At 37.4% G+C, this 22,176-nt stretch carries 21 protein-coding genes; 16 read left to right on the forward strand and 5 right to left on the reverse strand.

What is annotated here, in order from left to right; translation table 11 throughout:
• Nucleotides 1-16: 16 nt before the first annotated feature.
• Genes ACFINK_RS05740 through ACFINK_RS05755 form a run of 4 tightly spaced genes read left to right on the forward strand, consistent with a single transcriptional unit; the run spans nt 17 to nt 3,627 of the window.
• Nucleotides 17-1,093, forward strand: coding sequence for a branched-chain amino acid ABC transporter permease (locus tag ACFINK_RS05740; RefSeq protein ID WP_375611928.1), 1,077 nt, complete (start codon nt 17-19; stop codon nt 1,091-1,093).
• A complete protein-coding gene (locus ACFINK_RS05745; protein ID WP_375611929.1) occupies nt 1,093-2,151 on the forward strand; it encodes a branched-chain amino acid ABC transporter permease in 1,059 nt (352 codons plus the stop codon). Before ACFINK_RS05740 ends, ACFINK_RS05745 begins: the two co-directional genes overlap by 1 nt.
• On the forward strand, nt 2,148-2,930 hold the full coding sequence (locus ACFINK_RS05750; RefSeq protein ID WP_375611930.1) for an ABC transporter ATP-binding protein: 783 nt from the start codon (nt 2,148-2,150) through the stop codon (nt 2,928-2,930). The genes ACFINK_RS05745 and ACFINK_RS05750 overlap by 4 nt, the downstream gene beginning before the upstream one ends.
• Nucleotides 2,917-3,627 carry an ABC transporter ATP-binding protein gene (locus ACFINK_RS05755; protein WP_273791026.1) on the forward strand — a complete coding sequence of 237 codons (711 nt, stop codon included), beginning with the start codon at nt 2,917-2,919 and terminating at the stop codon, nt 3,625-3,627. The genes ACFINK_RS05750 and ACFINK_RS05755 overlap by 14 nt, the downstream gene beginning before the upstream one ends.
• A 95-nt stretch (nt 3,628-3,722) precedes the next feature.
• Here ACFINK_RS05755 and gatA read toward each other — a convergent pair whose 3' ends face one another.
• On the reverse strand, nt 3,723-5,207 hold the full coding sequence (gene gatA, locus ACFINK_RS05760) for an Asp-tRNA(Asn)/Glu-tRNA(Gln) amidotransferase subunit GatA (RefSeq protein WP_375611931.1): 1,485 nt from the start codon (nt 5,205-5,207) through the stop codon (nt 3,723-3,725).
• 31 nt (nt 5,208-5,238) lie between these two features.
• A complete protein-coding gene (gene gatC, locus ACFINK_RS05765; protein ID WP_375606898.1) occupies nt 5,239-5,526 on the reverse strand; it encodes an Asp-tRNA(Asn)/Glu-tRNA(Gln) amidotransferase subunit GatC in 288 nt (95 codons plus the stop codon).
• A 148-nt stretch (nt 5,527-5,674) separates the two neighbouring features.
• Here gatC and ruvX point away from each other — a divergent pair, with 148 nt between their 5' ends.
• On the forward strand, nt 5,675-6,154 hold the full coding sequence (gene ruvX, locus ACFINK_RS05770; protein ID WP_375611932.1) for a Holliday junction resolvase RuvX: 480 nt from the start codon (nt 5,675-5,677) through the stop codon (nt 6,152-6,154).
• Here the strand turns inward: ruvX and ACFINK_RS05775 are convergent.
• The gene (locus ACFINK_RS05775; protein ID WP_375638413.1) at nt 6,139-7,758 is read right to left on the reverse strand and encodes an acyl-CoA dehydrogenase family protein; all 1,620 of its coding nucleotides are present in this window, start codon (nt 7,756-7,758) and stop codon (nt 6,139-6,141) included. The two genes, ruvX and ACFINK_RS05775, sit on opposite strands and share 16 nt — an antisense overlap.
• Nucleotides 7,759-7,883: 125 nt before the next feature.
• Here ACFINK_RS05775 and ACFINK_RS05780 point away from each other — a divergent pair, with 125 nt between their 5' ends.
• Genes ACFINK_RS05780 through dprA form a run of 4 tightly spaced genes read left to right on the forward strand, consistent with a single transcriptional unit; the run spans nt 7,884 to nt 11,980 of the window.
• Nucleotides 7,884-8,849 (forward strand): aspartate carbamoyltransferase catalytic subunit, encoded by a 966-nt coding sequence (locus ACFINK_RS05780; protein ID WP_375638414.1) that lies wholly within the window; start codon nt 7,884-7,886, stop codon nt 8,847-8,849.
• Nucleotides 8,846-10,147: a dihydroorotase gene (locus ACFINK_RS05785; RefSeq protein ID WP_375638415.1), complete on the forward strand. Its 1,302-nt coding sequence runs from the start codon at nt 8,846-8,848 to the stop codon at nt 10,145-10,147. The genes ACFINK_RS05780 and ACFINK_RS05785 overlap by 4 nt, the downstream gene beginning before the upstream one ends.
• An 11-nt stretch (nt 10,148-10,158) precedes the next feature.
• The gene (gene plsY, locus ACFINK_RS05790; RefSeq protein ID WP_375611937.1) at nt 10,159-10,791 is read left to right on the forward strand and encodes a glycerol-3-phosphate 1-O-acyltransferase PlsY; all 633 of its coding nucleotides are present in this window, start codon (nt 10,159-10,161) and stop codon (nt 10,789-10,791) included.
• The gene (gene dprA, locus ACFINK_RS05795; protein WP_375638416.1) at nt 10,748-11,980 is read left to right on the forward strand and encodes a DNA-processing protein DprA; all 1,233 of its coding nucleotides are present in this window, start codon (nt 10,748-10,750) and stop codon (nt 11,978-11,980) included. Before plsY ends, dprA begins: the two co-directional genes overlap by 44 nt.
• On the opposite strand, the gene ACFINK_RS05800 is transcribed toward dprA, so the two are convergent.
• The gene (locus tag ACFINK_RS05800; RefSeq protein WP_005773510.1) at nt 11,910-12,116 is read right to left on the reverse strand and encodes a hypothetical protein; all 207 of its coding nucleotides are present in this window, start codon (nt 12,114-12,116) and stop codon (nt 11,910-11,912) included. The two genes, dprA and ACFINK_RS05800, sit on opposite strands and share 71 nt — an antisense overlap.
• Nucleotides 12,117-12,380: 264 nt before the next feature.
• Here ACFINK_RS05800 and topA point away from each other — a divergent pair, with 264 nt between their 5' ends.
• From topA to ACFINK_RS05835, 7 genes are all read left to right on the forward strand, one after another.
• Nucleotides 12,381-14,954, forward strand: a complete 2,574-nt coding sequence (gene topA, locus ACFINK_RS05805; RefSeq protein ID WP_375638417.1) for a type I DNA topoisomerase — start codon at nt 12,381-12,383, stop codon at nt 14,952-14,954.
• A 3-nt stretch (nt 14,955-14,957) separates the two neighbouring features.
• Complete coding sequence (rnr, locus tag ACFINK_RS05810) at nt 14,958-17,234, forward strand: ribonuclease R (RefSeq protein WP_375638418.1); 2,277 nt, start codon at nt 14,958-14,960, stop codon at nt 17,232-17,234.
• 265 nt (nt 17,235-17,499) lie between these two features.
• Nucleotides 17,500-18,672 carry an MFS transporter gene (locus ACFINK_RS05815; RefSeq protein ID WP_375628148.1) on the forward strand — a complete coding sequence of 391 codons (1,173 nt, stop codon included), beginning with the start codon at nt 17,500-17,502 and terminating at the stop codon, nt 18,670-18,672.
• Nucleotides 18,673-18,774: 102 nt separating this feature from the next.
• Nucleotides 18,775-18,942: a 50S ribosomal protein L33 gene (rpmG, locus tag ACFINK_RS05820; RefSeq protein ID WP_004864083.1), complete on the forward strand. Its 168-nt coding sequence runs from the start codon at nt 18,775-18,777 to the stop codon at nt 18,940-18,942.
• 331 nt (nt 18,943-19,273) lie between these two features.
• A complete protein-coding gene (locus ACFINK_RS05825; RefSeq protein ID WP_375628149.1) occupies nt 19,274-19,837 on the forward strand; it encodes a thermonuclease family protein in 564 nt (187 codons plus the stop codon).
• 27 nt (nt 19,838-19,864) lie between these two features.
• Nucleotides 19,865-20,494 (forward strand): uracil-DNA glycosylase family protein, encoded by a 630-nt coding sequence (locus tag ACFINK_RS05830; RefSeq protein WP_375638419.1) that lies wholly within the window; start codon nt 19,865-19,867, stop codon nt 20,492-20,494.
• Nucleotides 20,495-20,515: 21 nt separating this feature from the next.
• Entirely contained in the window at nt 20,516-21,007 is a 492-nt protein-coding gene (locus ACFINK_RS05835) for an Lrp/AsnC family transcriptional regulator (RefSeq protein ID WP_015856433.1), read from the forward strand.
• Nucleotides 21,008-21,033: 26 nt separating this feature from the next.
• Here ACFINK_RS05835 and cobT read toward each other — a convergent pair whose 3' ends face one another.
• Nucleotides 21,034-22,041 carry a nicotinate-nucleotide--dimethylbenzimidazole phosphoribosyltransferase gene (gene cobT / locus ACFINK_RS05840; protein ID WP_375628152.1) on the reverse strand — a complete coding sequence of 336 codons (1,008 nt, stop codon included), beginning with the start codon at nt 22,039-22,041 and terminating at the stop codon, nt 21,034-21,036.
• Nucleotides 22,042-22,176: the final 135 nt, after the last annotated feature.

Here is a 22,176-nt window from a genome sequence, read left to right on the forward strand (position 1 = left end):
TGTGGAAGGATGAGAGATGAGCACTGAAATGTTCATCCAGTACTTTTTTAATGCACTGGCATTGGGATCTCTTTATGGGCTTATTGCTATTGGCTACACCATGGTCTACGGTATACTGAGACTCATTAATTTTGCTCACGGTGATATCTTTATGCTGGGAGCATATTTTGTTTTCTTTTCCACAATTGGCTTTATGCCTGCTTGGGCAGCTTTTCTTCTTTTGTTCCTTGCTGCTCTTGTTTATTATTCGGTCTTTATAGGCTTTAAAAGGCGTCCTCCAATTTATTGGATTGCTGCTTTTTTAATTCTTGCGCTAGGATTTGTTTATTATTTTAAAATTTCCCCGCAAGACTTTACACCGATTTGGGTTTTAGCTCTTTGTTTTTCCATTTTTATTACAAGTGCTGTGGGTGTTGCTGTTGATCAATTTGCTTATAAACCTCTACGCCATGCTCCGCGTATTTCGGCACTTATCGGTGCAATTGGTGTTTCTTTTTTTATTGAAAATCTTGCTACTGTACTCTTTAGTGGTGTTCCGAAAGGTGTACAACAGCCAGACTTTCTTGTAACACCATTTTTATGGCATCTAGGATCAGGAGCAGATGGTATCATCAGAATTGCTCCCATGTCTCTGATCGTTCCCTTTGTGTCATTAATTCTTATTTTATTACTATTATGGATTATCCATAAAACAAAACCGGGTCTTGCTATGCGCGCAATCTCCCATGATATTGAAACAACACGTTTGATGGGTGTGTCTGTCAATAAAGTTATTGCGTTTACATTTGGAATAGGCTCAGCTCTTGCCGCCATAGCAGGCATTATGTGGTCTTTACGTTATCCTCAAATTCAGCCTTATATGGGTGTTCTTCCTGGTCTCAAAGCATTTATTGCTGCTGTTATCGGAGGTATTGGTTCGATACCAGGAGCAATGTTGGGAGGATTGTTATTAGGGTTTATTGAAATTATGATTATCGCATTTTTCCCCGCGCTATCTGGATATCGAGATGCCTTCGCTTTCATTTTATTGATTCTGATTCTATTGATATTGCCCACAGGATTAATGGGTAAAAGAAATCAGGAGAAAATCTAATGGCAAAGTCAGCGACAACTGTTTTATCGTGTATAAGTGTTTTAGTTCTCATAGGTTTTTTATTTTATGCTGATAGCCATTTTAATGACTATACGCTTCGTATCATCAATCTGATTGCTATTAATGCGATATTGGCAATTTCGCTTAATTTGATTTACGGTTTCACAGGTATGTTTTCTCTTGGACATGCTGGATTTATGGCTATTGGTGCTTATGTTTGCGCAATTTTACTTCTTTCCCCTGAACAAAAAGAAATGATGTGGATTCTTGATCCTATTGCTGAACCATTATATCATTTGCAGTTACCTTTTTTTATCGCTGTTGTCGTAAGTGGTTTGTGTGCTGCTGTTGTAGGTTTATTAATTGCTTTACCAATATTGCGTCTTGGTGGCGATTATCTTGGAATTGCAACATTAGGTTTTGCGGAAATTATTCGCATTGTCATTACGAACGCAACATCGCTCACAAATGGCTCTTTGGGAATCAAAGGAATACCTCAAAATGCAACATTATGGTGGAACTATGGTTGGCTAGCATTTACAGTTCTCTTTATTGTCCTCTTACTGCAAAGCAATACTGGTAACGTATTACGTGCTATCCGTGATGATGAAATAGCTGCGAAAACTATGGGAATTAATGCTTTTTTCTACCGTAGTTTTTCCTTTACTGTTGGAGCATTTTTTGCAGGTATAGGTGGCGCATTAATGGCGGCTCTTATTTCAACCATTGATCCAAAAATGTTTAATTTTCTTCTGACTTTTAATATTTTAATGATTGTTGTTGCTGGTGGTCTCGGTTCAATTACAGGGAGCATTATTGGCAGCATTATTATTACAGTCATGCTTGAATGGCTTCGTATCATTGAAAGTCCATTTGACTTAGGTTTTATACATATTCCAGAAACCCCAGGGCTTCGTATGGTTGTTTTTTCTCTTTTATTGCTGGTAATTATCTTGTTTTGGAGAAAAGGGTTAATGGGACAACGAGAATTTTCATGGAATGGAATTTATAGCTTTTTGACACGCAAAAAGCTTTCTAATACTGAGGGAAAGCTATGAACGACAATATCCTTTCACTCAATAATATTGTAATGCGTTTTGGCGGATTAGTTGCTGTAAATAATGTTAATATGGCAATTAAACGAGGAAGTATTACTGGATTAATTGGTCCCAATGGTGCTGGAAAAACAACAGTTTTCAATATGATTTCTGGATTTTATGCTCCTACAAGCGGCATCATTCTTTTTGATGAGAAAAAAATTTCTGGAGCGTCTCCTTATATTATCTGTAGAAGCCATATTGCCAGAACATTTCAAAATATTCGTCTTTTCTCAGGGTTAACGGTTTTGCAGAATGTTATGGTAGGAGCGCATGTTCGACAAAAATATCCTTGGTTTTCTTCAGCTCTCTTTTTTTCAAAAGCAATAAAAGAAAAGAAGGAAGTTTATAAAAATTCCTTGGAGCTCCTTGAACAGCTACAACTTGATCATCTTGCCAATCAATCGGCAACAGCTTTACCTTATGGTGTGCAACGACGTCTAGAAATTGCACGTGCGTTAGCCACAAAGCCCAAATTGCTTCTTCTTGATGAACCTGTTGCTGGCATGAATCCACAAGAAAGTGAAGATCTTAGAAAATTCATAGCAAAAGTGCAAAAAGACTTTGATCTTACAATTCTTCTTATTGAGCACGATATGAAAGTGGTTATGGGGCTTTGCCAACATATTTTGGTTATGGAATATGGCTGTTGCATTGCCAGTGGTACACCAGATGAAATTCGTAATAACCCTAAAGTTATTGAAGCTTATCTTGGCGGAGATGTTTATGGATATTCTTAAAATAAAAAATCTTTACGTTCATTATGGCGCCATTAAAGCTGTCCAAAATCTTTCTATGTCCATAAAGCGGGGCAGTATTGTCACTTTAATTGGAGCCAATGGTGCAGGAAAAAGCAGTATTGTACGTTCTATTACAGGGCTTAATCGCTCTGTTTATGGAGAAATTACCTATAATGGCAAATCTATTATTAAAAAATCACCAGAAGAGATTTTGCGATTAGGGATTGCTTTAAGCCCTGAAGGACGACGTATCATGCCCCATCTCACTGTTTTAGAGAATCTTCATCTAGGCGCTTATATTCGTCACGATAAGCAGGGAATTTCCCGTGATATTGAATGGATATTTGACCTTTTTCCGCGCCTACGTGAAAGAGCAAAACAGTTGGGAGGAACAATGTCAGGTGGTGAACAACAGATGGTTGCTGTGGGCCGTGCACTCATGAGCAATCCTGATATGGTCATATTAGATGAACCCTCGTTGGGGTTAGCACCACTTCTCGTTCGAGAAATTTTTTCGATTATTCGAAAAATTAATGATATGGGGAAAACTGTTCTTCTTATTGAACAAAATGCATTTGCTGCACTTTCCATAGCTGACTATGCTTATATTTTAGAGGTAGGACATATTTTATTTCACGGTGAAGGAAAAACTATGCTCTCTGATTCGCGTGTTAAAGAAGCCTATCTTGGTGGGTAAGACTACGAATTAAGGAAATAGAGCTCATTCCCTCCACCATTTAAAAGAGCATTTCTCATTAAGGATGAGAAATGCTCCTTTGTGAATTTTGACTATTACATCCACCATTTTTCTGCACTGAATATTCCTGCTTCTTGTTCAATAATGTGCGCTATCTGAAAAATGACTTCTTCAGAAAAAGGTTTACCAATCAATTGCAATCCTAGAGGTAAACCATTTGATGACAGACCAGCAGGAACAGAAATTCCTGGTAATCCAGCCATATTAACTGGTACAGTAAAAATATCATTAAGATACATTGCTACAGCATCATTTTTTATTTTTTCATCAGCAATACCAAAAGCAGATGTTGGTGTTGCTGGTGTCAAAATAGCATCAATGCCTGAAGCAAAACATTGATCAAAATCACGTTTTACGAGTGTTCTTACTTTTTGAGCTCTTAAATAACAGGCATCATAATAACCTGATGAAAGAACATAAGTCCCAACCAGAATGCGCCGTTTGACTTCATCACCAAAACCAACAGAACGCGTATTTTCATACATCTCAATGATGTCTTTCCCAGGCATGCGCAAACCAAAACGCACACCATCATAACGCGCTAAATTAGAAGAGGCTTCTGCAGGAGCTATAATGTAATAAGAAGGTAGAGCATATTTTGTATGGGGCAAAGAAATATCTTTAATCTCAGCACCTGCTTCTTTTAACCAATTTATTCCTTTTTGCCAAAGCTCAATAATTTCTGGAGACATTCCATCCACATGATATTCTTTTGGAATACCGATTTTCATTCCTTTGATTGATTGACCAAGATAACTTTCATAATCAGGAACTGGTAAATTGACGGAAGTAGAATCTTTTTCATCAAAAGAGGCCATTGATCTGAGTAAGATAGCACAATCACGAACATCTCTAGCAACAGGTCCAGCTTGATCAAGAGATGAAGCAAACGCGACAACGCCCCATCGCGAACAACGTCCATAAGTTGGCTTTATTCCCACAGTTCCAGTAAAAGCTGCTGGTTGACGTATTGAGCCACCTGTATCGGTTGCAGTTGCACCAGCACAAATTTGTGCAGCAACAGCGGCTGCGGATCCTCCCGAAGAACCACCGGGTACGAGTTTTTCATTTGAGCCTTTTTTTCTCCATGGACTAATAACGGGACCATAATATGATGTTTCGTTGGATGAGCCCATAGCAAACTCATCCATATTAAGTTTTCCTAACATCACAGCACCATCTTGCCATAAATTAGCCGTGACAGTTGATTCATAGTGCGGTTTAAAACCATCAAGGATATTTGAACAGGCTTGAGTATGAACACCATAGGTTGCAAAAAGATCTTTAATCCCCAAGGGAATTCCTTCCAAAAGCCCTCCCTGCCCTTTCGCTAAGCGACTGTCTGATTCAGCAGCCATTTTCATTGCCTGTTCTGCTGTTATTGTTACATAAGCATTCAAAGTTGGATTCGCCAACTCTATTGCTTGTAAATAAGCTTCCGTTAATTCTGTTGCTTTGAGATTTTTCTTTGTTAGAGCATCACGAGCTTGCGCAATTGTGAGAGTTGTTAAATCAGTCATATTGGTTCTCAAATTTCAAAAATATAAAAAGTTACTCAACAATTTTTGAGACAAGAAAAAAATTTTCTTCTGTAACAGGGGCATTGGCTACAATATCTGCTGCTTTATCGCCATCTGTAACACTATCTTCACGCATTCGTAGAGTCATCGGCATCACAGATGTTAATGGCTCAACCCCACTGACATCAACTTCATTCAATTGCTCTACAAAACCTAAAATAGCATTGAATTTTTTTGTCACAGGTTCTATCTCATCATCGTGGAGGGCAATCCTTGCTAAATGTGCTATCCGCTTGACTGTCTCTTGATCAACAGACATACTCTTTACGCCTTTCTGCTTTTTTGTTTATTTATTTGATCTTTATTCTGGCTATACAAGGGTGCACTTGTAAGTGCAAGAATATTAGATAACATGAATAAAGAATATAACTATAGATCTGAAACATTAAAAAACGTATTATACCTTTATGACTGTTATTAATATAGATGAAGTTATAAAACATCTTTTGCCTAGACAAACAATAGCAGGCTTAGATTTAGGGACAAAAACTATCGGAATTGCGATTTCTGATATGGGGCTGACTGTCTCAAATCCGCGTCCTGTACTACAGCGAAAAAAATTTACAGAAGATGCTTACACACTTATTAAAATTTTTGACCGTGAAAATGTAGGCGTTATTATCATTGGCTTACCTCTTAACATGAATGGCAGCAGTGGCTCTCGTGTTCAAGCAACCAGAGCTTTTGTGAGCAATATGAAAGCTTATACAAAAATTCCATTTGTTTTTTGGGACGAACGTTTATCAACAATTGCTGCGGAACGGTCTCTTTTAGAAATGAATGTATCGCGCGCTAAAAGAGCAAGCCGTATTGATTCGGCAGCCGCCGCTTTTATATTGCAAGGTGCTCTCAATAGAATTCAAAACTTTCATCATATGGAAGGATAGAGGACATTGAGCAAATGCCCTGCATTATATCGTGCAATGAGCATCCCGTAAGAAGATCTCCATTGTCCCCCAAGGCGGCTTTCCATATAGGCATTCGCAACATGTTCTATGTCTGTAGAACGTAATGCTGCTGCTGCTGCTGCATAAGCTACTTGTTCAACAAAAAATCTTCCTGCACCTTCATTTGCTGATGCCATATCACCTGCTGACTTAATAATTTCAATTGCTCGGGGTCCCGCTGGTCCAATATCAAGAGCAATTTTTTCCAACAATTTCTGAAACAATCCCGGTGCTTTTTCAGCAATAAGAATAGCATCCTTTACCAATTGATTAGCAGAACTATTTCTCACAATTCGCGCAGGCCCATTATGCAACATTTGTGATAATGGATTATTCTCTATAAAACTTTCAATACCAAGTTGTGCAATAATTTCACCAATAATAGGCACAACCAATTGACTTACATGATAAGCAATAATAGGTGTCATAATGCGGGCAAAAGCTGCTTCAGAACGGTCATTTGCTGCATTGTCAAATGCTCTTGCTAAACGCAAAACCAATGCTTGTGAGGCAGCTATATCTAATGCAATATCTGCAAAAATACGTTCTGTCAGTGGAGGTAAAGGCTGATTGGGCATTTTTTTCCGGAAAAAATCCATACCAAATTGAAGAGCAGCTCGTAAAACACCTGCCGACATGACAGATTGATCGAAACGCATCATCGTCTCGATATCTTTAATAACTTTAAGCCCTTCTCCAGCATTTCCCAAAAGCCAGCCATAACTGCCTTGGAAGTCGACAACCCCCTCTGGTGTTAACAGTTCTCCAGAACGCTGAATTAAATGACGAATCGATATAGATCCATTTAATGCACCATTTTCTTGTATGCGTGGAATAAAAAAACAACTTAAATGACCATCTAAATCTGCACTAACAAGATATCCGTCAGCGGTAGGATTAATAACGTTGGTTTTTACAACATTTAAACGATATAGATCACGTTCCATACTTTCATCGAAAGAAATTTTCTTAACACTTGGAAAATTGAAAGCGTATTTTTCAATATCGTCAAATGCACAAGTTAGAGAAGCAGCCTTTTTATGATGAATAGGCTTTGATGAGGAATCATATTGGCGTGATAAAAGTACATTTTGCCATTTTTTGAAGAGCTCAATATCACTAATTAAAACAGCAATAGCTGCACTCGTTATGATAACTTCATTCAAATGTCCTGTTTCTAAACCAGCAGATAAAGCTAAACGAATCGCACGCGCTTGATAGCGTACTCCATTTTCTGAGCTCGTATTTTCCCAAAGCGAGGTAACCAAACCTGCTTGTCTAGAATATTGTTGAAGAGCTTGATAGGAAGAATGGATCTCTAATCTTTCTGTTGGTTGCCCCCATTCATCATTATAGCATAGTAAAGGCTTATAATGATTCGCTAAGCAAGAAAGTTTCCATGCTTCTCGACTCGCGGCAAAATCCCCTATTTCTTCAAAACTTGCTAACAAAAACTTAGGCAAAGTAGAAGCAATACGAAACATAAGCGTATCGCTAAGAAATGTATTTTTTCGACGAGTATTTTGCGCAGATACAGCACTCATAGGTATATTCCTACATTCAAATCATTCATATCATAGACTATTTGTCTTTTTAGAGTTAAGAAACATTTATCATATTCAAACAAATGCTTGTTTAACCTGTTTAGAGAGAGATAAAGAAGAATGCTATGATGCAAGATAATTTTTTCCCACTTTTCCCTCATCAACATCTTTTAGCTATTAAAGATCTGAGTGTACAAGATCTTAATACATTGCTTGATCGTGCAGAAGCAAATATTATCCTTTCTAACAAAATTGATAAAATAAAATCTACTTTGCATGGACGGACTCAAATTAATCTCTTTTTTGAAGCCTCTACGCGAACACAATCTTCTTTTGAATTAGCGGGTAAAAGGCTAGGTGCACACGTGATGAGTCTTGCGATCGGCAACTCATCTGTAAAAAAGGGAGAAACATTACTTGATACTGCTACAACTCTCAATGCGATGAAGCCAGATATACTGGTTTTTCGCCATAACAGTGCAGGAGCGGCAGCTTTATTAGCGCAAAAAGTTGATTGTTGTGTTATTAATGCAGGTGATGGTGCTCATGAACATCCAACCCAAGCTTTATTAGATGCTCTAACCATTAAAAGGGCAAAAGGTCGTATTGAAGGATTAACTGTTGCGATTTGCGGAGATATCTTACACTCACGTGTTGCCCGTTCCAATATCCTGTGTCTCAATGCTTTGGGTGCTCGTGTTCGTGCTGTTGCTCCCTCAACACTCTTACCCGCAGAAATCGCTCATATGAGTGTTGAGGTTTTTAACACGATGAAAGAAGGTCTTAAAAATGCTGACGTTATCATGATGTTGCGCTTACAGCATGAACGGATGACAGGCTCTTTTATTCCTTCTACGCGTGAATATTTCCATTATTTTGGCTTACATAAAGAAAATTTAGCCTATGCCAAAAATGATTCTATTATTCTGCACCCTGGTCCAATAAACCGTGGTGTAGAGATTGCATCCGATATAGCAGATGGACCACAAAGTATGATTCATACGCAAGTAGAAATGGGAATTGCAGTGCGTATGGCTGTCATGGAGGCTCTATTAGATTCACGCGCAAAGATCAGTGGAGAAAAAAAATGATAAAACCAGTTGTTTTTCAAAATGCTCGTATTATTGATCCTTCGCGCGCAATCGATGAAATTGGTACAGTTATTGTTGAAAATGGACGAATTATAGCCGCTGGAAAAGAAGCTCTGAATCAGGGATTCCCTGAAGAAGCAGAAGTTATTAACGCACAAAACAAAGCAATTCTCCCTGGACTTGTTGATGCGCGCGTTTTTGTTGAAGAATTAGGGAATGAACATTGTGAAACAATTACATCAGCAAGTTACGCGGCCGCAGCAGGTGGTATTACTTCCTTTCTTATGATGCCAAACACGCATCCAGTTATTGATAATGTAGCACTCGTTAAATTTATTACGCATACAGCACAGGAAATCTCATTGGTCAATATTTATCCCGTTGCTTCAATCACACAAGGTTTCAACGGACAAGAAATAACCGAATTTGGTTTGCTCAAAGATGCTGGAGCCGTTGCCTTTAGTGAAGGAAAAAAAACACTTCAAAATTCATCTGTTATGCGGCGTGCAATGACTTATGCACGCGATTTTGATGTTCCATTGATGCATGAAACGCAAGATAAAGATCTTACAGGGCAAGGTGTGATGAATGAAGGACTGCTTGCCAGTTGGCTTGGTCTTTCTGGCATCCCTCGCGAAGCAGAAGTTATCCCACTTGAAAGAGATCTACGTTTAGCAGCATTAACGCAAACACGCTATCATGCCGCTCAAATATCGACAGCACTCTCTGCTGATGCACTTCGTTTAGGTAAAAAACGCAGTGAGAAAATTTCAGCGGGTGTATCTATTAATCATTTATCTTTCAATGAAAATGACATTGGACAATATCGCACTTCTTTTCGCTTAATGCCCCCATTGCGTACAGAAGAAGACCGTGTAGCAATGATTGAAGCAATAAAGGATGGGATTATAGATGTTATTGTCTCTTCTCATGATCCTCAGAGTATCGACACAAAACATTTACCATTTAATGACGCGGCAATTGGCGCTATTGGTATGGAGACCTTATTGAGCGCAGCCTTACGTCTTTATCATAATGAGAGCCTATCTCTTCTACGGATAACGGAACTTTTGTCAACGGCGCCTGCAAAGCTCTTTGGACTCAATGCAGGAACACTCAAAAAAGGGGCTCATGCAGACCTTATTGTGGTTGATCTTGAAGAACCATGGGTTGTTTCGAAAGAGAAGCTCTATTCACGTTCAAAAAATACCCCTTTTGAGAATGCACGTTTTCAAGGACGCGTGATCCAGACTTTTGTGAAAGGGAAAAACGTTTTTAAACTTGATCAACAAACTTAATGAGATTCTTAATGAATGAAGCAGAAATATTTTTTCAGTCCACTCCATGGTTTATTTTCCTCGTATCTTATCTCATTGGCTCGATTCCATTTGGGCTTCTTTTTACGAAATTGTTCAAAATTGGTGATATAAGAACAATCGGTTCCGGCAATATTGGAGCAACAAATGTTTTACGAACAGGAAATAAAAAGCTTGCTGCTCTAACACTTCTTTGTGATATGTTGAAAGGAACTATCGTTGTTTTCGTTATAAAGTTTTTTAGTGATCCGCTAGACAATAGTATCCTTGTTTCTCTAGCAGGCTTTTTTGTTTTCTTAGGACATCTTTTCCCCGTATGGCTTAAATTTAAAGGTGGCAAAGGTGTTGCTACCTATCTAGGAGTCTGCTTAGGAATCTATTGGCCTGCAGCAATTATTTTTATTATTGTATGGAGTGCGATTTTTCTCCTCATGCGTTATTCTTCATTATCTGCGCTTATTGCTGTTACGATCACACCGATATTTGTTTTTTATTTTTCCGCTTCTTATTTCTATTGTATGCTGATTGTGATGAGCGTATTTGTGTTTATAAAACATTCTGCAAATATCGGTAGATTATTAATTGGGGAAGAAAGTAAGATTGGTACGCAACACGGAGATAAATAAAGGAATCCTGCTTACTGATCATCAACGTCTAAGCTGGTTACGGTTATTGCGCAGTGAAAATATTGGAGCTGTTAGTTTTCGCAATCTCGTTGATCATTATAAAACAGCAGAAAATGCTCTGGCAGCACTGCCAGAGCTTAGTAGAAAAGGGGGTGGTTCTGTATCTATTAAAATAGCAAGCTTAGAAGATGCAGAAAAAGAAATGCAAGAAGCTGAAAGATTAGGTGTCCGGTTTATCGGTATGGGAGAACCAGATTATCCAGCTTTTCTTAAGGTTACAGAAGCCCCTCCGCCGCTTATTGCTATCAAAGGTAATGTTTCAATTTTTCAAAAAACTTCTATTGGAATTATAGGTTCTCGAAATGCTTCAGCTGCGGGAAAAAAGCTTACAGCTCAATTTGCGCGTTTTCTCGGAGAAGCAGACTTTGTAACAATTTCTGGGCTCGCTCGTGGAATTGATAGCGTTGCGCATCAAGCAAGTTTAAAAACAGGAACTGTTGCAGTCATGGCGGGAGGAATTGATCATATCTATCCTCCTGAAAATAAAAAGTTGCATGAAGATATTATTGCCAACGGTGGAGCCATCATCAGCGAAATGCCCATTTCTTGGAAGCCGCGTGCTATCGATTTTCCAAGAAGAAACCGTATTATTGCAGCTCTATCACTTGGTCTCTTGGTTGTAGAGGCAGCCCTGCGCTCAGGGTCCTTAATTACCGCACGTCAAGCAGCTGAAATGGGACGGCTAATTTTTGCCATTCCCGGTTCTCCACTTGATCCAAGATCTGTTGGTACAAACAATCTTATCAAAGACGGTGCTCTACTCACCACACATCCTTCTGACATTATAGAAACACTTACGCCATTAATTTCACCGCTTCCAAATTCGCAACTCAATTTTTTTGAGGAACCATCCTCCTTACAACTTGAAAAGGAGAATTTTAATTTAGCAGATGAAAAAAACAGCGATCTCTCTTTAGCAGATGATGATGCAGCACGTGCAGCAGTTCTCTCCGCTCTTTCAACAACGCCAATCGACTTAGACACACTCAGTATCCACTCAGGTATTTCACTCCCAACTCTCTACCTCTTGTTGGTAGAACTCGAGCTTGCTGGAAAGCTTATTCGACACTCTGGTGGTTGTGTGTCATTGTCGAATCTTGATCTTCCCCAAGAGCCTCAGCACTATTAATAATGCTTTGCCCTTCTTTGGCAACCATATCCAAAAGCAATGCTAAAAGCGGACTGTGCGCCTGACGCGCCATCTGATTCATTTGCTTTGACATGTCTGTAATATATTGGATAACTTTTAAATGATTTATAAACATAATCCTCTATCCTTGAGCATTTCCCCTCCTACCTCTCAATAGACGTTATCTTAGTATTTCGCCGTATGTTTTTGTAATAACAGTGGAAAATAAATCGTGTAATTCTATATAGGGTGTACTCTAATAATGACAATCATAAGTTGTACAATATTCATGTTTTTTATATGGCTAATATTTTTTTATGTGCTCTTAAGCAATTGGCATTAGCTATTCGCGTAAAAGGCGTTTATAAAAAAATTTTTATTTCAATATTTGGGTAAAATTATGAATATCGTTATCGTTGAATCTCCAGCAAAAGCAAAAACAATTAATAAATATCTTGGATCTCAATACAAAGTTGTCGCATCATTTGGACATGTTCGTGATTTGCCTGCAAAAGATGGTTCTGTTTTACCGGATCAAGATTTTTCTATGAAATGGGATATAGATTCTGCTGCCGCTAAACGTTTAAATGAAATAGCAAAAGCCGTTAAAGAAGCCGATAGCCTTATATTAGCAACAGACCCTGATCGTGAAGGGGAAGCTATTTCATGGCATATTCTGGATGTTCTTCGTCAAAAAAAAGTTTTAAAAGATAAACCTATTAAAAGAGTTGTCTTCAATGCCATCACCAAAAAGTCTGTGCTTGATGCTATGAATAATCCACGTGATATTGATACATCCCTTGTCGATGCTTATCTTGCACGTCGTGCTCTCGATTATCTCGTTGGTTTTACACTTTCACCTGTTTTATGGCGTAAACTCCCTGGTGCGCGTTCAGCAGGACGCGTTCAATCGGTTGCTTTGCGTATTATTTGTGATCGTGAATCAGAAATAGAACATTTTATCAAAGAAGATTATTGGTCCATTACAACACAGTTAAAAACCATCCAAAATGATAGTTTCCAAGCAAGATTGACAATGTTTAATCAAAGAAAAATAGGCAAGCTTGATATTCAATCTCAAGAACAAGCAGACCAAATTCGCTTTATGCTGGAGAAAGCTCAATATCATACACTCAGTGTTGAAGCAAAACCTACAAAGAGAAATCCTTTTCCTCCATTTACGACCTCTACACTACAACAAGCAGCTTCTTCAAAACTAGGTTTTTCAGCTTCTCGCACTATGCAAATTGCCCAAAAGCTTTATGAAGGCATTGAAATTAATGGTGAAACGGCAGGGCTTATTACTTATATGCGTACCGATGGTGTGCAGATAGCACCAGAGGCTATTGATTCAGCAAGAAAAGTTATTCATGAAACTTTCGGAAAAGACTATATTCCTGAAAAGCCACGTTTTTATTCAACAAAGGCAAAAAATGCACAGGAAGCACATGAAGCGATCCGCCCAACAGATTTTCAACGCAATCCTAGTCAAGTCCGTAATTTTCTCGATAGCGATCAAGCAAAGCTCTATGATCTGATATGGAAGCGTGCCATTGCCAGCCAAATGCGCTCTGCTGACATTGAACGTACAACCGTTGAAATTGAAGCACAGCAAGGAGAAGAGCGTGCAAATCTACGGGCAACAGGATCTGTTGTTCGTTTTGATGGCTTTATTTCCGTCTACACGGATCAACGAGACGAAGAAAATAATGAAGAAAATGAAACAACACGTTTACCACAAATAAACACTGGTGAAGCACTTACAAAAGAAAAAGTTGAATCTGTACAACATACCACAGAGCCCCCTTCTCGTTATTCTGAAGCTTCATTAATTAAAAAGCTTGAGGAGTTAGGAATTGGTCGTCCTTCAACTTATGCATCCACATTAGCGACATTGTGTGACCGTGGATATATTGTCATTGATAAACGAAAGCTTATTCCCGATGCCAAGGGACGTATTGTTACAGCCTTTCTTGAAAATTTTTTTAATCGCTATGTAGAATATGGTTTCACAGCAGATCTTGAAGAAAAGCTGGATCTTATCTCTGATGGCAAACTTTCTTGGAAAGACGTATTGCGAGATTTTTGGGATGGATTTAATGCATCTATTAGCAATATCCAAGAACTCCGTATAACCAATGTTCTTGATGCTTTAAATATAACATTAGCACCTCTCGCCTTTCCTGAACGCGAAGATGGAAGTGATGTGCGTTCCTGTCCTCTTTGTAAAAATGGTCAATTATCATTAAAACTTGGGCGTTATGGTGCTTTTGTTGGCTGTTCCAATTATCCCGAATGTAAATACACACACCAACTTGGTACAGATACTGGAGAAGAGAATGAAGCTGTACGCAATGATGAACCTGTTATACTTGGTATTGACCCTGAAACAGGAAAAGAGATCTCTCTTCGTAATGGCCGGTTTGGTCCCTATATTCAACTTGGTGAAAGCAAAGAAGTTAAGCGTGCAGGATTACCAAAAGAATGGCAGGCAGAAAATGTAACCCTTGATAAAGCCTTGGCTTTACTATCCCTTCCCCGTGAAATTGGCATTCATCCTGAAACCGGAAAAACAATCACGGCTACGATTGGACGATATGGTCCCTATCTTAGCCATAATGGAAAATCTGCGCGCCTTCTTCATGCAGATGAAGTTTTTGATATTGGTATCAATCGCGCTGTTACAGTATTAGCAGAACAACAAGAAAACAAAACCAGGCAAAGCAGAACAACACCTGAAGCATTGGCAACATTAGGAGAGCATCCCGAAGGAGGAACCATTACCGTGCGCAACGGGCGTTATGGTCCTTATGTCAATTGGGGTAAAATTAATGCAACATTGCCAAAAGATAAAGATCCCATTAGTGTAACACTTCCAGAGGCACTAGAACTTATATCGGCTAAAGCATCGAGTAAAAAAACAACTTCAAAAAGAGCTTCTTCTAAAACAAAAGCAAAAATAAAAGAGACATAAATTTTGGCTAAAGGTGAAAAAAACATAAAATATCTCTCTTCATTCAAGGGGAAAACTTTTCCCAATAAGGAAGCAATCCTTTCCTTTATAATTGAGAATCCTAACCACTCAAGTAAACGAGAAATCGCTAAAGCTTTTAACTTAAAAGGCGATTCTCGTATCTGGCTTAGAGATATGTTACGTGAGTTAAAGGATCAAAATCTCATATCTAAACACCACAAAAGAGCAATAAACAAAGGAAAATTACCCCCTGTTTCTTTAGTAAAAATTAGCGGACGTGATAAAGATGGAAGTTTTATTGCACAACCTCTTGAATGGGAAGATTCTCCAAAGCCCAATATTGAAATACACTCTTTTCATCACATAAAAGGAAGTAATATTGGTGTTGGAGATCATATTCTTGTAAAAGTTTTTCGAAATAAAAATTCTGAAAGCTCAAGCCATCCTTATACGGGACGAATTATTCGTAAAATTGATGTATCTCCCAAAAGCGCATTTGCTATTGTGCGAAAATTGGAAAATAATCAATGGCGCCTTGATCCTATAGACCGCAAAACCAATGAACTCATTGTTGAAATGTCTCCAGAAATGAAGATTCAAATTGGTGATCTCGTTGAAGTCGAAATAAAAAAAAATACTGGTTACGGATTAAAGAGCGCAAAAATAAAGAATGTTTTAGGGCACATTAAGAGTGAGAAAACACTCTCAATGATAGCGCTTCTTTCGAAAGGAATTCCTTATATTTTTCCTGAAAGTGTTCTTGAGCAAGCCAAACATATCAAAGCTGCCAATATGGATAATCGTGAAGATTGGCGACAATTACCCTTTATTACAATTGATCCACCAGATGCAAAAGACCATGATGATGCAGTTTATGCAACCAAGGATACGGATCCAGCAAATAATGATGGTTGGATTATTATTGTAGCCATTGCAGATGTTTCTTATTATATCAAAACAGGAAGCGCTTTAGATAAAGAAGCATTGAAACGTGGAAATTCTGTTTATTTTCCTGATACCGTTGTGCCAATGTTACCTGAACGCCTTTCTCATGATTTATGTTCTCTGCGTGAAGGAAAAGAAAGACCAGCTTTAGCCGTTCGTATGATTTTTGATGCAAACGGTAATAAACGAAAACATAGTTTTCATCGTACTATGATTCGTGTAAGAGCCAAACTTTCTTATCAAGAAGTACAATTGGCAATTGAAGGTAATATAAATGAAAAAATAACCCCTCTTTTTGAGAGCATTTTGCACCCCTTATGGGAAGCCTATGCATGCCTTAAAGCTGCGCGAAATCGTCGCCAACCACTAGAATTAGAAATTGCAGAAAAAAAGATTATTCTTGATCAAAATGGATGCATAAAAGATGTTGTGAGTGAAACACAATTAGAAGCGCATCGTTTAATTGAAGAGTTTATGATACAAGCTAATATTGCAGCTTCTGAAACATTAAAACAACATCACCAGCCGCTCATTTATCGTATTCATGAAAAACCTTCTCTTGCTAAGCAAGAAATACTTCGGAGCTTTCTTCAAAGTTTGGGGATACCACTCTCCCGCGGAAGCGAACTTACCTCAGCGCGCCTTAATAGAATTTTAGAAAAGGTCGCTCATACTCAACAACAAGAACTAGTCAATCAAGTTATTTTGCGTTCACAATCACAAGCAGAGTACAACCCTAAAAATAGTGGCCATTTTGGTTTAAATTTGCAGAACTATACACATTTTACATCACCAATCCGTCGTTATGCTGATCTCATTATTCATCGAGCACTCATTAAAGCTCTCAAATTAGGAAATGATCAATTAACAGATACACAAGAACAAAATCTTGCAGAAATTGCTACGCAAGTTTCTTTATACGAACGCCGTGCAATGATGGCTGAAAGAGAAACGATTGATCGGCTTGTTGCTCACTATTTAACGAATAAAATCGGTCGTATTTTTACAGGCCGCATTTCCGGAGTTACAAAAGCAGGTCTTTTTATCTCACTTGATAAACTCAATACAGATGGTTTTATCCATATTTCTACACTTAAAAATGATTATTATCATTTTGATGAAGCACAACATGTTCTTGTAGGACAGCGTAGCCATAAAGGCTATCAGCTCAGTGATGTTGTAGAAGTAAAACTTATAACGGTACAACCTTTTGCTGGCGCTTTATGCTTTGAACTGTTAACAAAACCTCGTCCAATAAAATTTTCACCGACATCCTACCATAAAAACAAATTAAAAAAACAAAAGTATACTTTTTATGGGAAAAGAAAAAATTAATCTTCTTGCCCTCCATTGAATATATATGAATAATAAATTCAATTTAAGAAATGACTTATATTATATAATATTTATATATACAATCTTATTTCTTTAGTATACAAGAGGATAAATTTTATTGTTAAGTCTATAATAACCATATAAAAATCTTGCAGTTTTTTATACTTAGAAAATGAGAGAAACTGCAAAGGATAGTTTTGGCTCCCTTTCATTTCAGCTCATCTTTTCATTGTTTAAATAAACAAGAGTACCTTAAGCCATTCTCATGAAAAAAAAACCTTTTGACTCTCAAAATAATTCTTTGCGTGCAATTATTGCCGCTATTGCAACCATTGGCACTGTTGGAACAGCATTGGCAATGGGAACACAACTTGTCTCTCTTCTTATGGCAGAGAAAGGACTTTCCAACAGTACAATCGGCTATAGTGGAACAGTTGGTGGAATCGCCACAATTATTGCAGCTATTTTTACGTCTCGAATTGCCTTATACTTAGGAATCGCTCAAACAATATTGCTTATGATGGCGATAGGATCTTTAAGTTTTTTAGGATTCTATTTTTTTGATCCCATATGGGTTTGGTTTATTTTAAAGTTTATATTACATTTCAGCATGACAGTTATGTTTATCCTGTCAGAGTTTTGGATCAACAGTTATGCTCCCCCAAAAAAACGCGGTTTGATCCTTTCTATTTATGCTATTGTCTTAGGATTAGGGTTTATAATAGGTCTAACGCTGCTAGCAAAAGTGGGAACACAAGGATTTATTCCTTTTGCTGTTGGATATAGCCTTATTATACTTGCTACTATACCAATTCTTACCGCTTGGAAATTAAGTCCAGAATTTCAAAAAAATCAATATATGCCATTTTTTCGTTATCTTTTTCACGTTCCAAGTGCAATGATGGCGGTCCTTGTTTACGGGGCCATTCAAATGGGCGTATTAACTCTTATAATACCCTTTAGTTTATCCATTGGTTATAATGAGAATGAAGCAGCACATTTTATGGCAACCCTTGCACTTGGGAATATTTTCCTCTTAATTCCTATCAGCATTATAAGCGACTACGCCAAAGATCGACGCTACCCGCTGATGAGTTGCGCTATTTTAGGTTTTATAGGAACTTTTATAGTACCATGGATTCTTCAATATCCATGGATTCTGATGCTTGATTTGTTTTTTCTGGGTGGTGTATCAGCGAGCCTTTATACAATTAGTCTTGCACATTTAGGAGCCCGTCTCAAGGGGCAAGAACTTGCTGCTGCTAATTCTGCTTTTATTTTTTGTTATGGAATTGGTATGCTCATCGGACCGACCTTTATCGGAAAATCCATGGATATCTTTAAACCCTTTGGTTTTTCAATAGCCATGGCTGTTTTTTTCGGTTTATATGTCATTTTGGTGTTTGTCCAACTTATGAGAAAATTAATCAGCTCTTGACTTTTTTGAGAACATCCGTAGTGTTGCCGGAAAATCTGATGATGTCGGAAATAAGTTTTGACAGCAATAATATTTTTTCAGTATAAATAGGGTATTTACATTATGGCTAAAGCAGCAACCATTAAGATCAAGCTTTTATCAACTGCAGATACTGGTTTTTTCTATGTAACAAAGAAAAACAGCCGTACAATGACAGATAAAATGAGCAAGCGTAAATATGATCCAGTTGTAAAAAAGCACGTTGAATTTAAGGAAACAAAAATTAAATAAATAAAATTATTATTAAATTGATAGATTTTATACTCCAAAAGAAATGTGGGAGTATTGCTCTTCAAAGTTATTTTTTGAGGGATGTTTTTTTATTTCCTTAAGTTTAAAAAGTTTACTTTAAACTTTGTATGTTTTGTACGGATTTGGATAAGTTGATTTATTATTTAAGTTGCTTACATATATTCTGTATGAGTATTTGATTATTGTGATATCTAATGAAAATTTTGTCATTAAAACGAAACACTGTTTCGTCATATGAATAAAGTTTCTCGGGTCAATTATAAACAATACTAAAATAGAGTTATAATAATGTTAGCAGTTTCTTTATTTCATGAAAAAATCTTTTTCTCATTTTAATCTAAGAAGCTTTAATCTAAAAGTAATCGGTTTCAGTATTTTTGTCGCTGCTAGCATTCTTATCATTATGTCAACTTATTTTAAGAAAACTCAGCGGTTGCCTCAAAAAGAAAAATTTTCTTCTCAAAACTCTGTTGAAGGAAATGCATTAATCATTGATGGCGATACCATTATGATTTCTTCAATTAAGATTCGACTAGCTGGAATTGATGCTCCTGAACTCCACCAATTTTGTGGAAAAAAGGAAGCGCGCTACCCTTGTGGGCTTGAGGCAAAAAAATATTTAGAACAACTATTAAAAAATCAAACTGTTACATGTCACTGGAAAAAAACAGATAAATATCGCCGTATTCTTGCAACATGTAAAACAAAACAAGTTAGCAATATCAACGCAACACTTGTACATAATGGTTGGGCTGTAAATTATTATGAATACCCCAAAGAAGAGCAAGAAGCTAGAAAGAAAAAGAAAGGAATATGGGCATCAAGTTTTCAACGACCAAAAGAATGGCGCAAAGCAAATCCTCGCACAGAATAAAAAAATATTTTTTAATTTTATTTACTAATGAAACAATGTAGCCCAATTATCAAACTTGAAAAAAAGATCTATTCCTGTCGTGTTTGCGTCCAACAACCCCATTATTTTCCTCCTCTTCCTCATGAACCAAACCCTGTCGTTTATTTATCCGATACTGCTTCGATTGCAATTGCAGGCCAAGCGCCAGGGTTGCGTGTCCATGAAACTTCTATCCCTTTTAATGATCGCTCTGGCGAAAAATTGCGTAATTGGCTAGGTGTCACGAAAGAAGAATTTTATAATAAATCTCTCTTTGCTATTGTTCCTATGGGATTTTGTTTTCCAGGTTATGATAAAAATAAAGCTGATTTACCACCAAGACGTGAATGTCGAGAAATATGGCATGAAAAGATATTTCAGGCAATGCCTCAAATAAAGCTTGTTCTTGCTATTGGCAGTTATGCGCAAAAGTGGCACATTACAGAATTAAAACATAAAACCGTTTCTGCAACTGTTGGTGATTGGAGAAATATTCTTTCCATTCCTCAACCTCGAGGCTATAATGTTATGCCTTTGCCTCATCCGTCATGGCGAAATACTTCTTGGTTACAGAAAAACCCATGGTTTAACGATGAGCTTATTGTATATCTGCGTTGTTTAGTGCGTAAATTTTTATAAATTAAAATATTGAGAAAAAATATGGATCGTCTTGACCGAAAAATTTTACATCTTTTGCAAGAAAATGCGACACTTTCTGTTGCTGATATTGCTAAAAAAGTGGGACTTTCGACCACTCCTTGCTGGCGTAGAATTCAAAAACTTGAAGAAGATGGCGTCATTCAGCGTCGTGTTGCTGTTCTTTCTCCAGAAAAAGTAAACGCACACGTCACTGTTTTTGTGTCTATTCGCACAAATACACATAGTCATGAATGGTTTAAGCGTTTTTCAAAAATTGTGCAAGAATTCCGTGAAGTCATTGAATTTTATCGAATGAGTGGAGATATTGACTATTTATTGCGTGTTGTTGTGCCCAACATTGAAGCTTATGATCTTTTTTATAAAAAATTAATTTCTAAAATTGATATCCGTGATGTCTCATCTTCTTTCGCAATGGAACAGATTAAATATACAACGGAACTTCCACTTAATTATATTAAATTACACGACAAGACGCATGAACAAAACTCTTAAGATTTTTATATCCGTCTCATGATCTTTTAGGCATTCAAACTTTCTTGTTCCAAAACTGCCATTTGTGCATGTGTTAAAACAGCGGCTTTGACGATACCAGCTGCCATAGCTGCTCCTGTCCCTTCACCAAGACGCATCCCCAAATCTAGAAGTGGTTCTTTGCCAATTTTTTTTAAAAGTTTACGATGAGCTGTCTCAGAAGAAACATGTCCAACAAGGGTATGATCAAGAGCTTTTGGATGCATTTTATAAAGAACCGCTGCAGCTACTGTTGCCACAAAACCATCTAAAATAACGGGTATTTTTTCTATTCTTGCTGCTAAAATAGCACCAACCATAGCAGCAATCTCACGTCCTCCTAAGCGACGCATTATCTCAAAAGGATCATTGAAATAATCCTTGTGCAAAGAAATAGCTGTCTTAACCGCTGCAATTTTACGCTGATAAAAATCACCTTCTGATTCCATAGCATTTCCTGTCCATTCTTCCACTTCCCCTCCAAACAATGCTAAGCATAAAGCTGAAGCTATTGCTGTGTTTCCAATTCCCATTTCTCCAATACATAAAAGATCTGTTCCACCCGCAATGGATTCCATTCCAAATGCCATTGTAGCAGCCGCACTCCGCTCATCCATTGCGGCATCCTTCGTAATATTCATTGTTGGATATTCTAATGCTAAATCAAATATTTTTAATCCAAGATCATAAGCAATACAAATTTGATTGATAGCAGCTCCACCAGAGGCAAAATTTTCTACCATTTTTTGTGTCATAGATTGTGGAAATGGTGTAATATTCTCCTCTACAATACCATGATTTCCAGAAAAAATAGCGACCAAAGGTCTCGTTACGATAGGTTTTTCTGTACCCCTCCACCCCGCATACCAAACAGCAATATCTCCTAGTTTTCCTAATGTTCCTTGCTCTTTTGTTAAGTCTTTTTGCCGTTTTTTTGCCAAAATTATAGAAAACTCATCAGCAACAGGTAAATTTGTAAGCAAAGCACGAAAATCATCAAATGGACTAGCGGTCATAAGGATACCTTTTAAAATCTACAATGTTTATGAAAATCCCGTCATATATACAGGATATGAATAATTTATTGTTTTTTTAACAGTGCTTTAAAAATGTTAAATACTATGAAAGCAATAATTTCTACATTCTATTTT

It is taken from the genome of Bartonella sp. AA16NXGY, assembly GCF_042197325.1.
Taxonomy (GTDB): domain Bacteria; phylum Pseudomonadota; class Alphaproteobacteria; order Rhizobiales; family Rhizobiaceae; genus Bartonella.

Coding starts and splice junctions, on each gene's coding strand:
- ACFINK_RS05740 (WP_375611928.1), top strand. CDS start 17: ATGAGCACTGAAATGTTCATCCAGTACTTTTTTAATGCACTGGCATTG.
- ACFINK_RS05745 (WP_375611929.1), top strand. CDS start 1,093: ATGGCAAAGTCAGCGACAACTGTTTTATCGTGTATAAGTGTTTTAGTT.
- ACFINK_RS05750 (WP_375611930.1), top strand. CDS start 2,148: ATGAACGACAATATCCTTTCACTCAATAATATTGTAATGCGTTTTGGC.
- ACFINK_RS05755 (WP_273791026.1), top strand. CDS start 2,917: ATGGATATTCTTAAAATAAAAAATCTTTACGTTCATTATGGCGCCATT.
- gatA (WP_375611931.1), bottom strand. CDS start 5,207: ATGACTGATTTAACAACTCTCACAATTGCGCAAGCTCGTGATGCTCTA.
- gatC (WP_375606898.1), bottom strand. CDS start 5,526: ATGTCTGTTGATCAAGAGACAGTCAAGCGGATAGCACATTTAGCAAGG.
- ruvX (WP_375611932.1), top strand. CDS start 5,675: ATGACTGTTATTAATATAGATGAAGTTATAAAACATCTTTTGCCTAGA.
- ACFINK_RS05775 (WP_375638413.1), bottom strand. CDS start 7,758: ATGAGTGCTGTATCTGCGCAAAATACTCGTCGAAAAAATACATTTCTT.
- ACFINK_RS05780 (WP_375638414.1), top strand. CDS start 7,884: ATGATGCAAGATAATTTTTTCCCACTTTTCCCTCATCAACATCTTTTA.
- ACFINK_RS05785 (WP_375638415.1), top strand. CDS start 8,846: ATGATAAAACCAGTTGTTTTTCAAAATGCTCGTATTATTGATCCTTCG.
- plsY (WP_375611937.1), top strand. CDS start 10,159: ATGAATGAAGCAGAAATATTTTTTCAGTCCACTCCATGGTTTATTTTC.
- ACFINK_RS05800 (WP_005773510.1), bottom strand. CDS start 12,116: ATGTTTATAAATCATTTAAAAGTTATCCAATATATTACAGACATGTCA.
- topA (WP_375638417.1), top strand. CDS start 12,381: ATGAATATCGTTATCGTTGAATCTCCAGCAAAAGCAAAAACAATTAAT.
- ACFINK_RS05815 (WP_375628148.1), top strand. CDS start 17,500: ATGAAAAAAAAACCTTTTGACTCTCAAAATAATTCTTTGCGTGCAATT.
- rpmG (WP_004864083.1), top strand. CDS start 18,775: ATGGCTAAAGCAGCAACCATTAAGATCAAGCTTTTATCAACTGCAGAT.
- ACFINK_RS05825 (WP_375628149.1), top strand. CDS start 19,274: ATGAAAAAATCTTTTTCTCATTTTAATCTAAGAAGCTTTAATCTAAAA.
- ACFINK_RS05830 (WP_375638419.1), top strand. CDS start 19,865: ATGAAACAATGTAGCCCAATTATCAAACTTGAAAAAAAGATCTATTCC.
- ACFINK_RS05835 (WP_015856433.1), top strand. CDS start 20,516: ATGGATCGTCTTGACCGAAAAATTTTACATCTTTTGCAAGAAAATGCG.
- cobT (WP_375628152.1), bottom strand. CDS start 22,041: ATGACCGCTAGTCCATTTGATGATTTTCGTGCTTTGCTTACAAATTTA.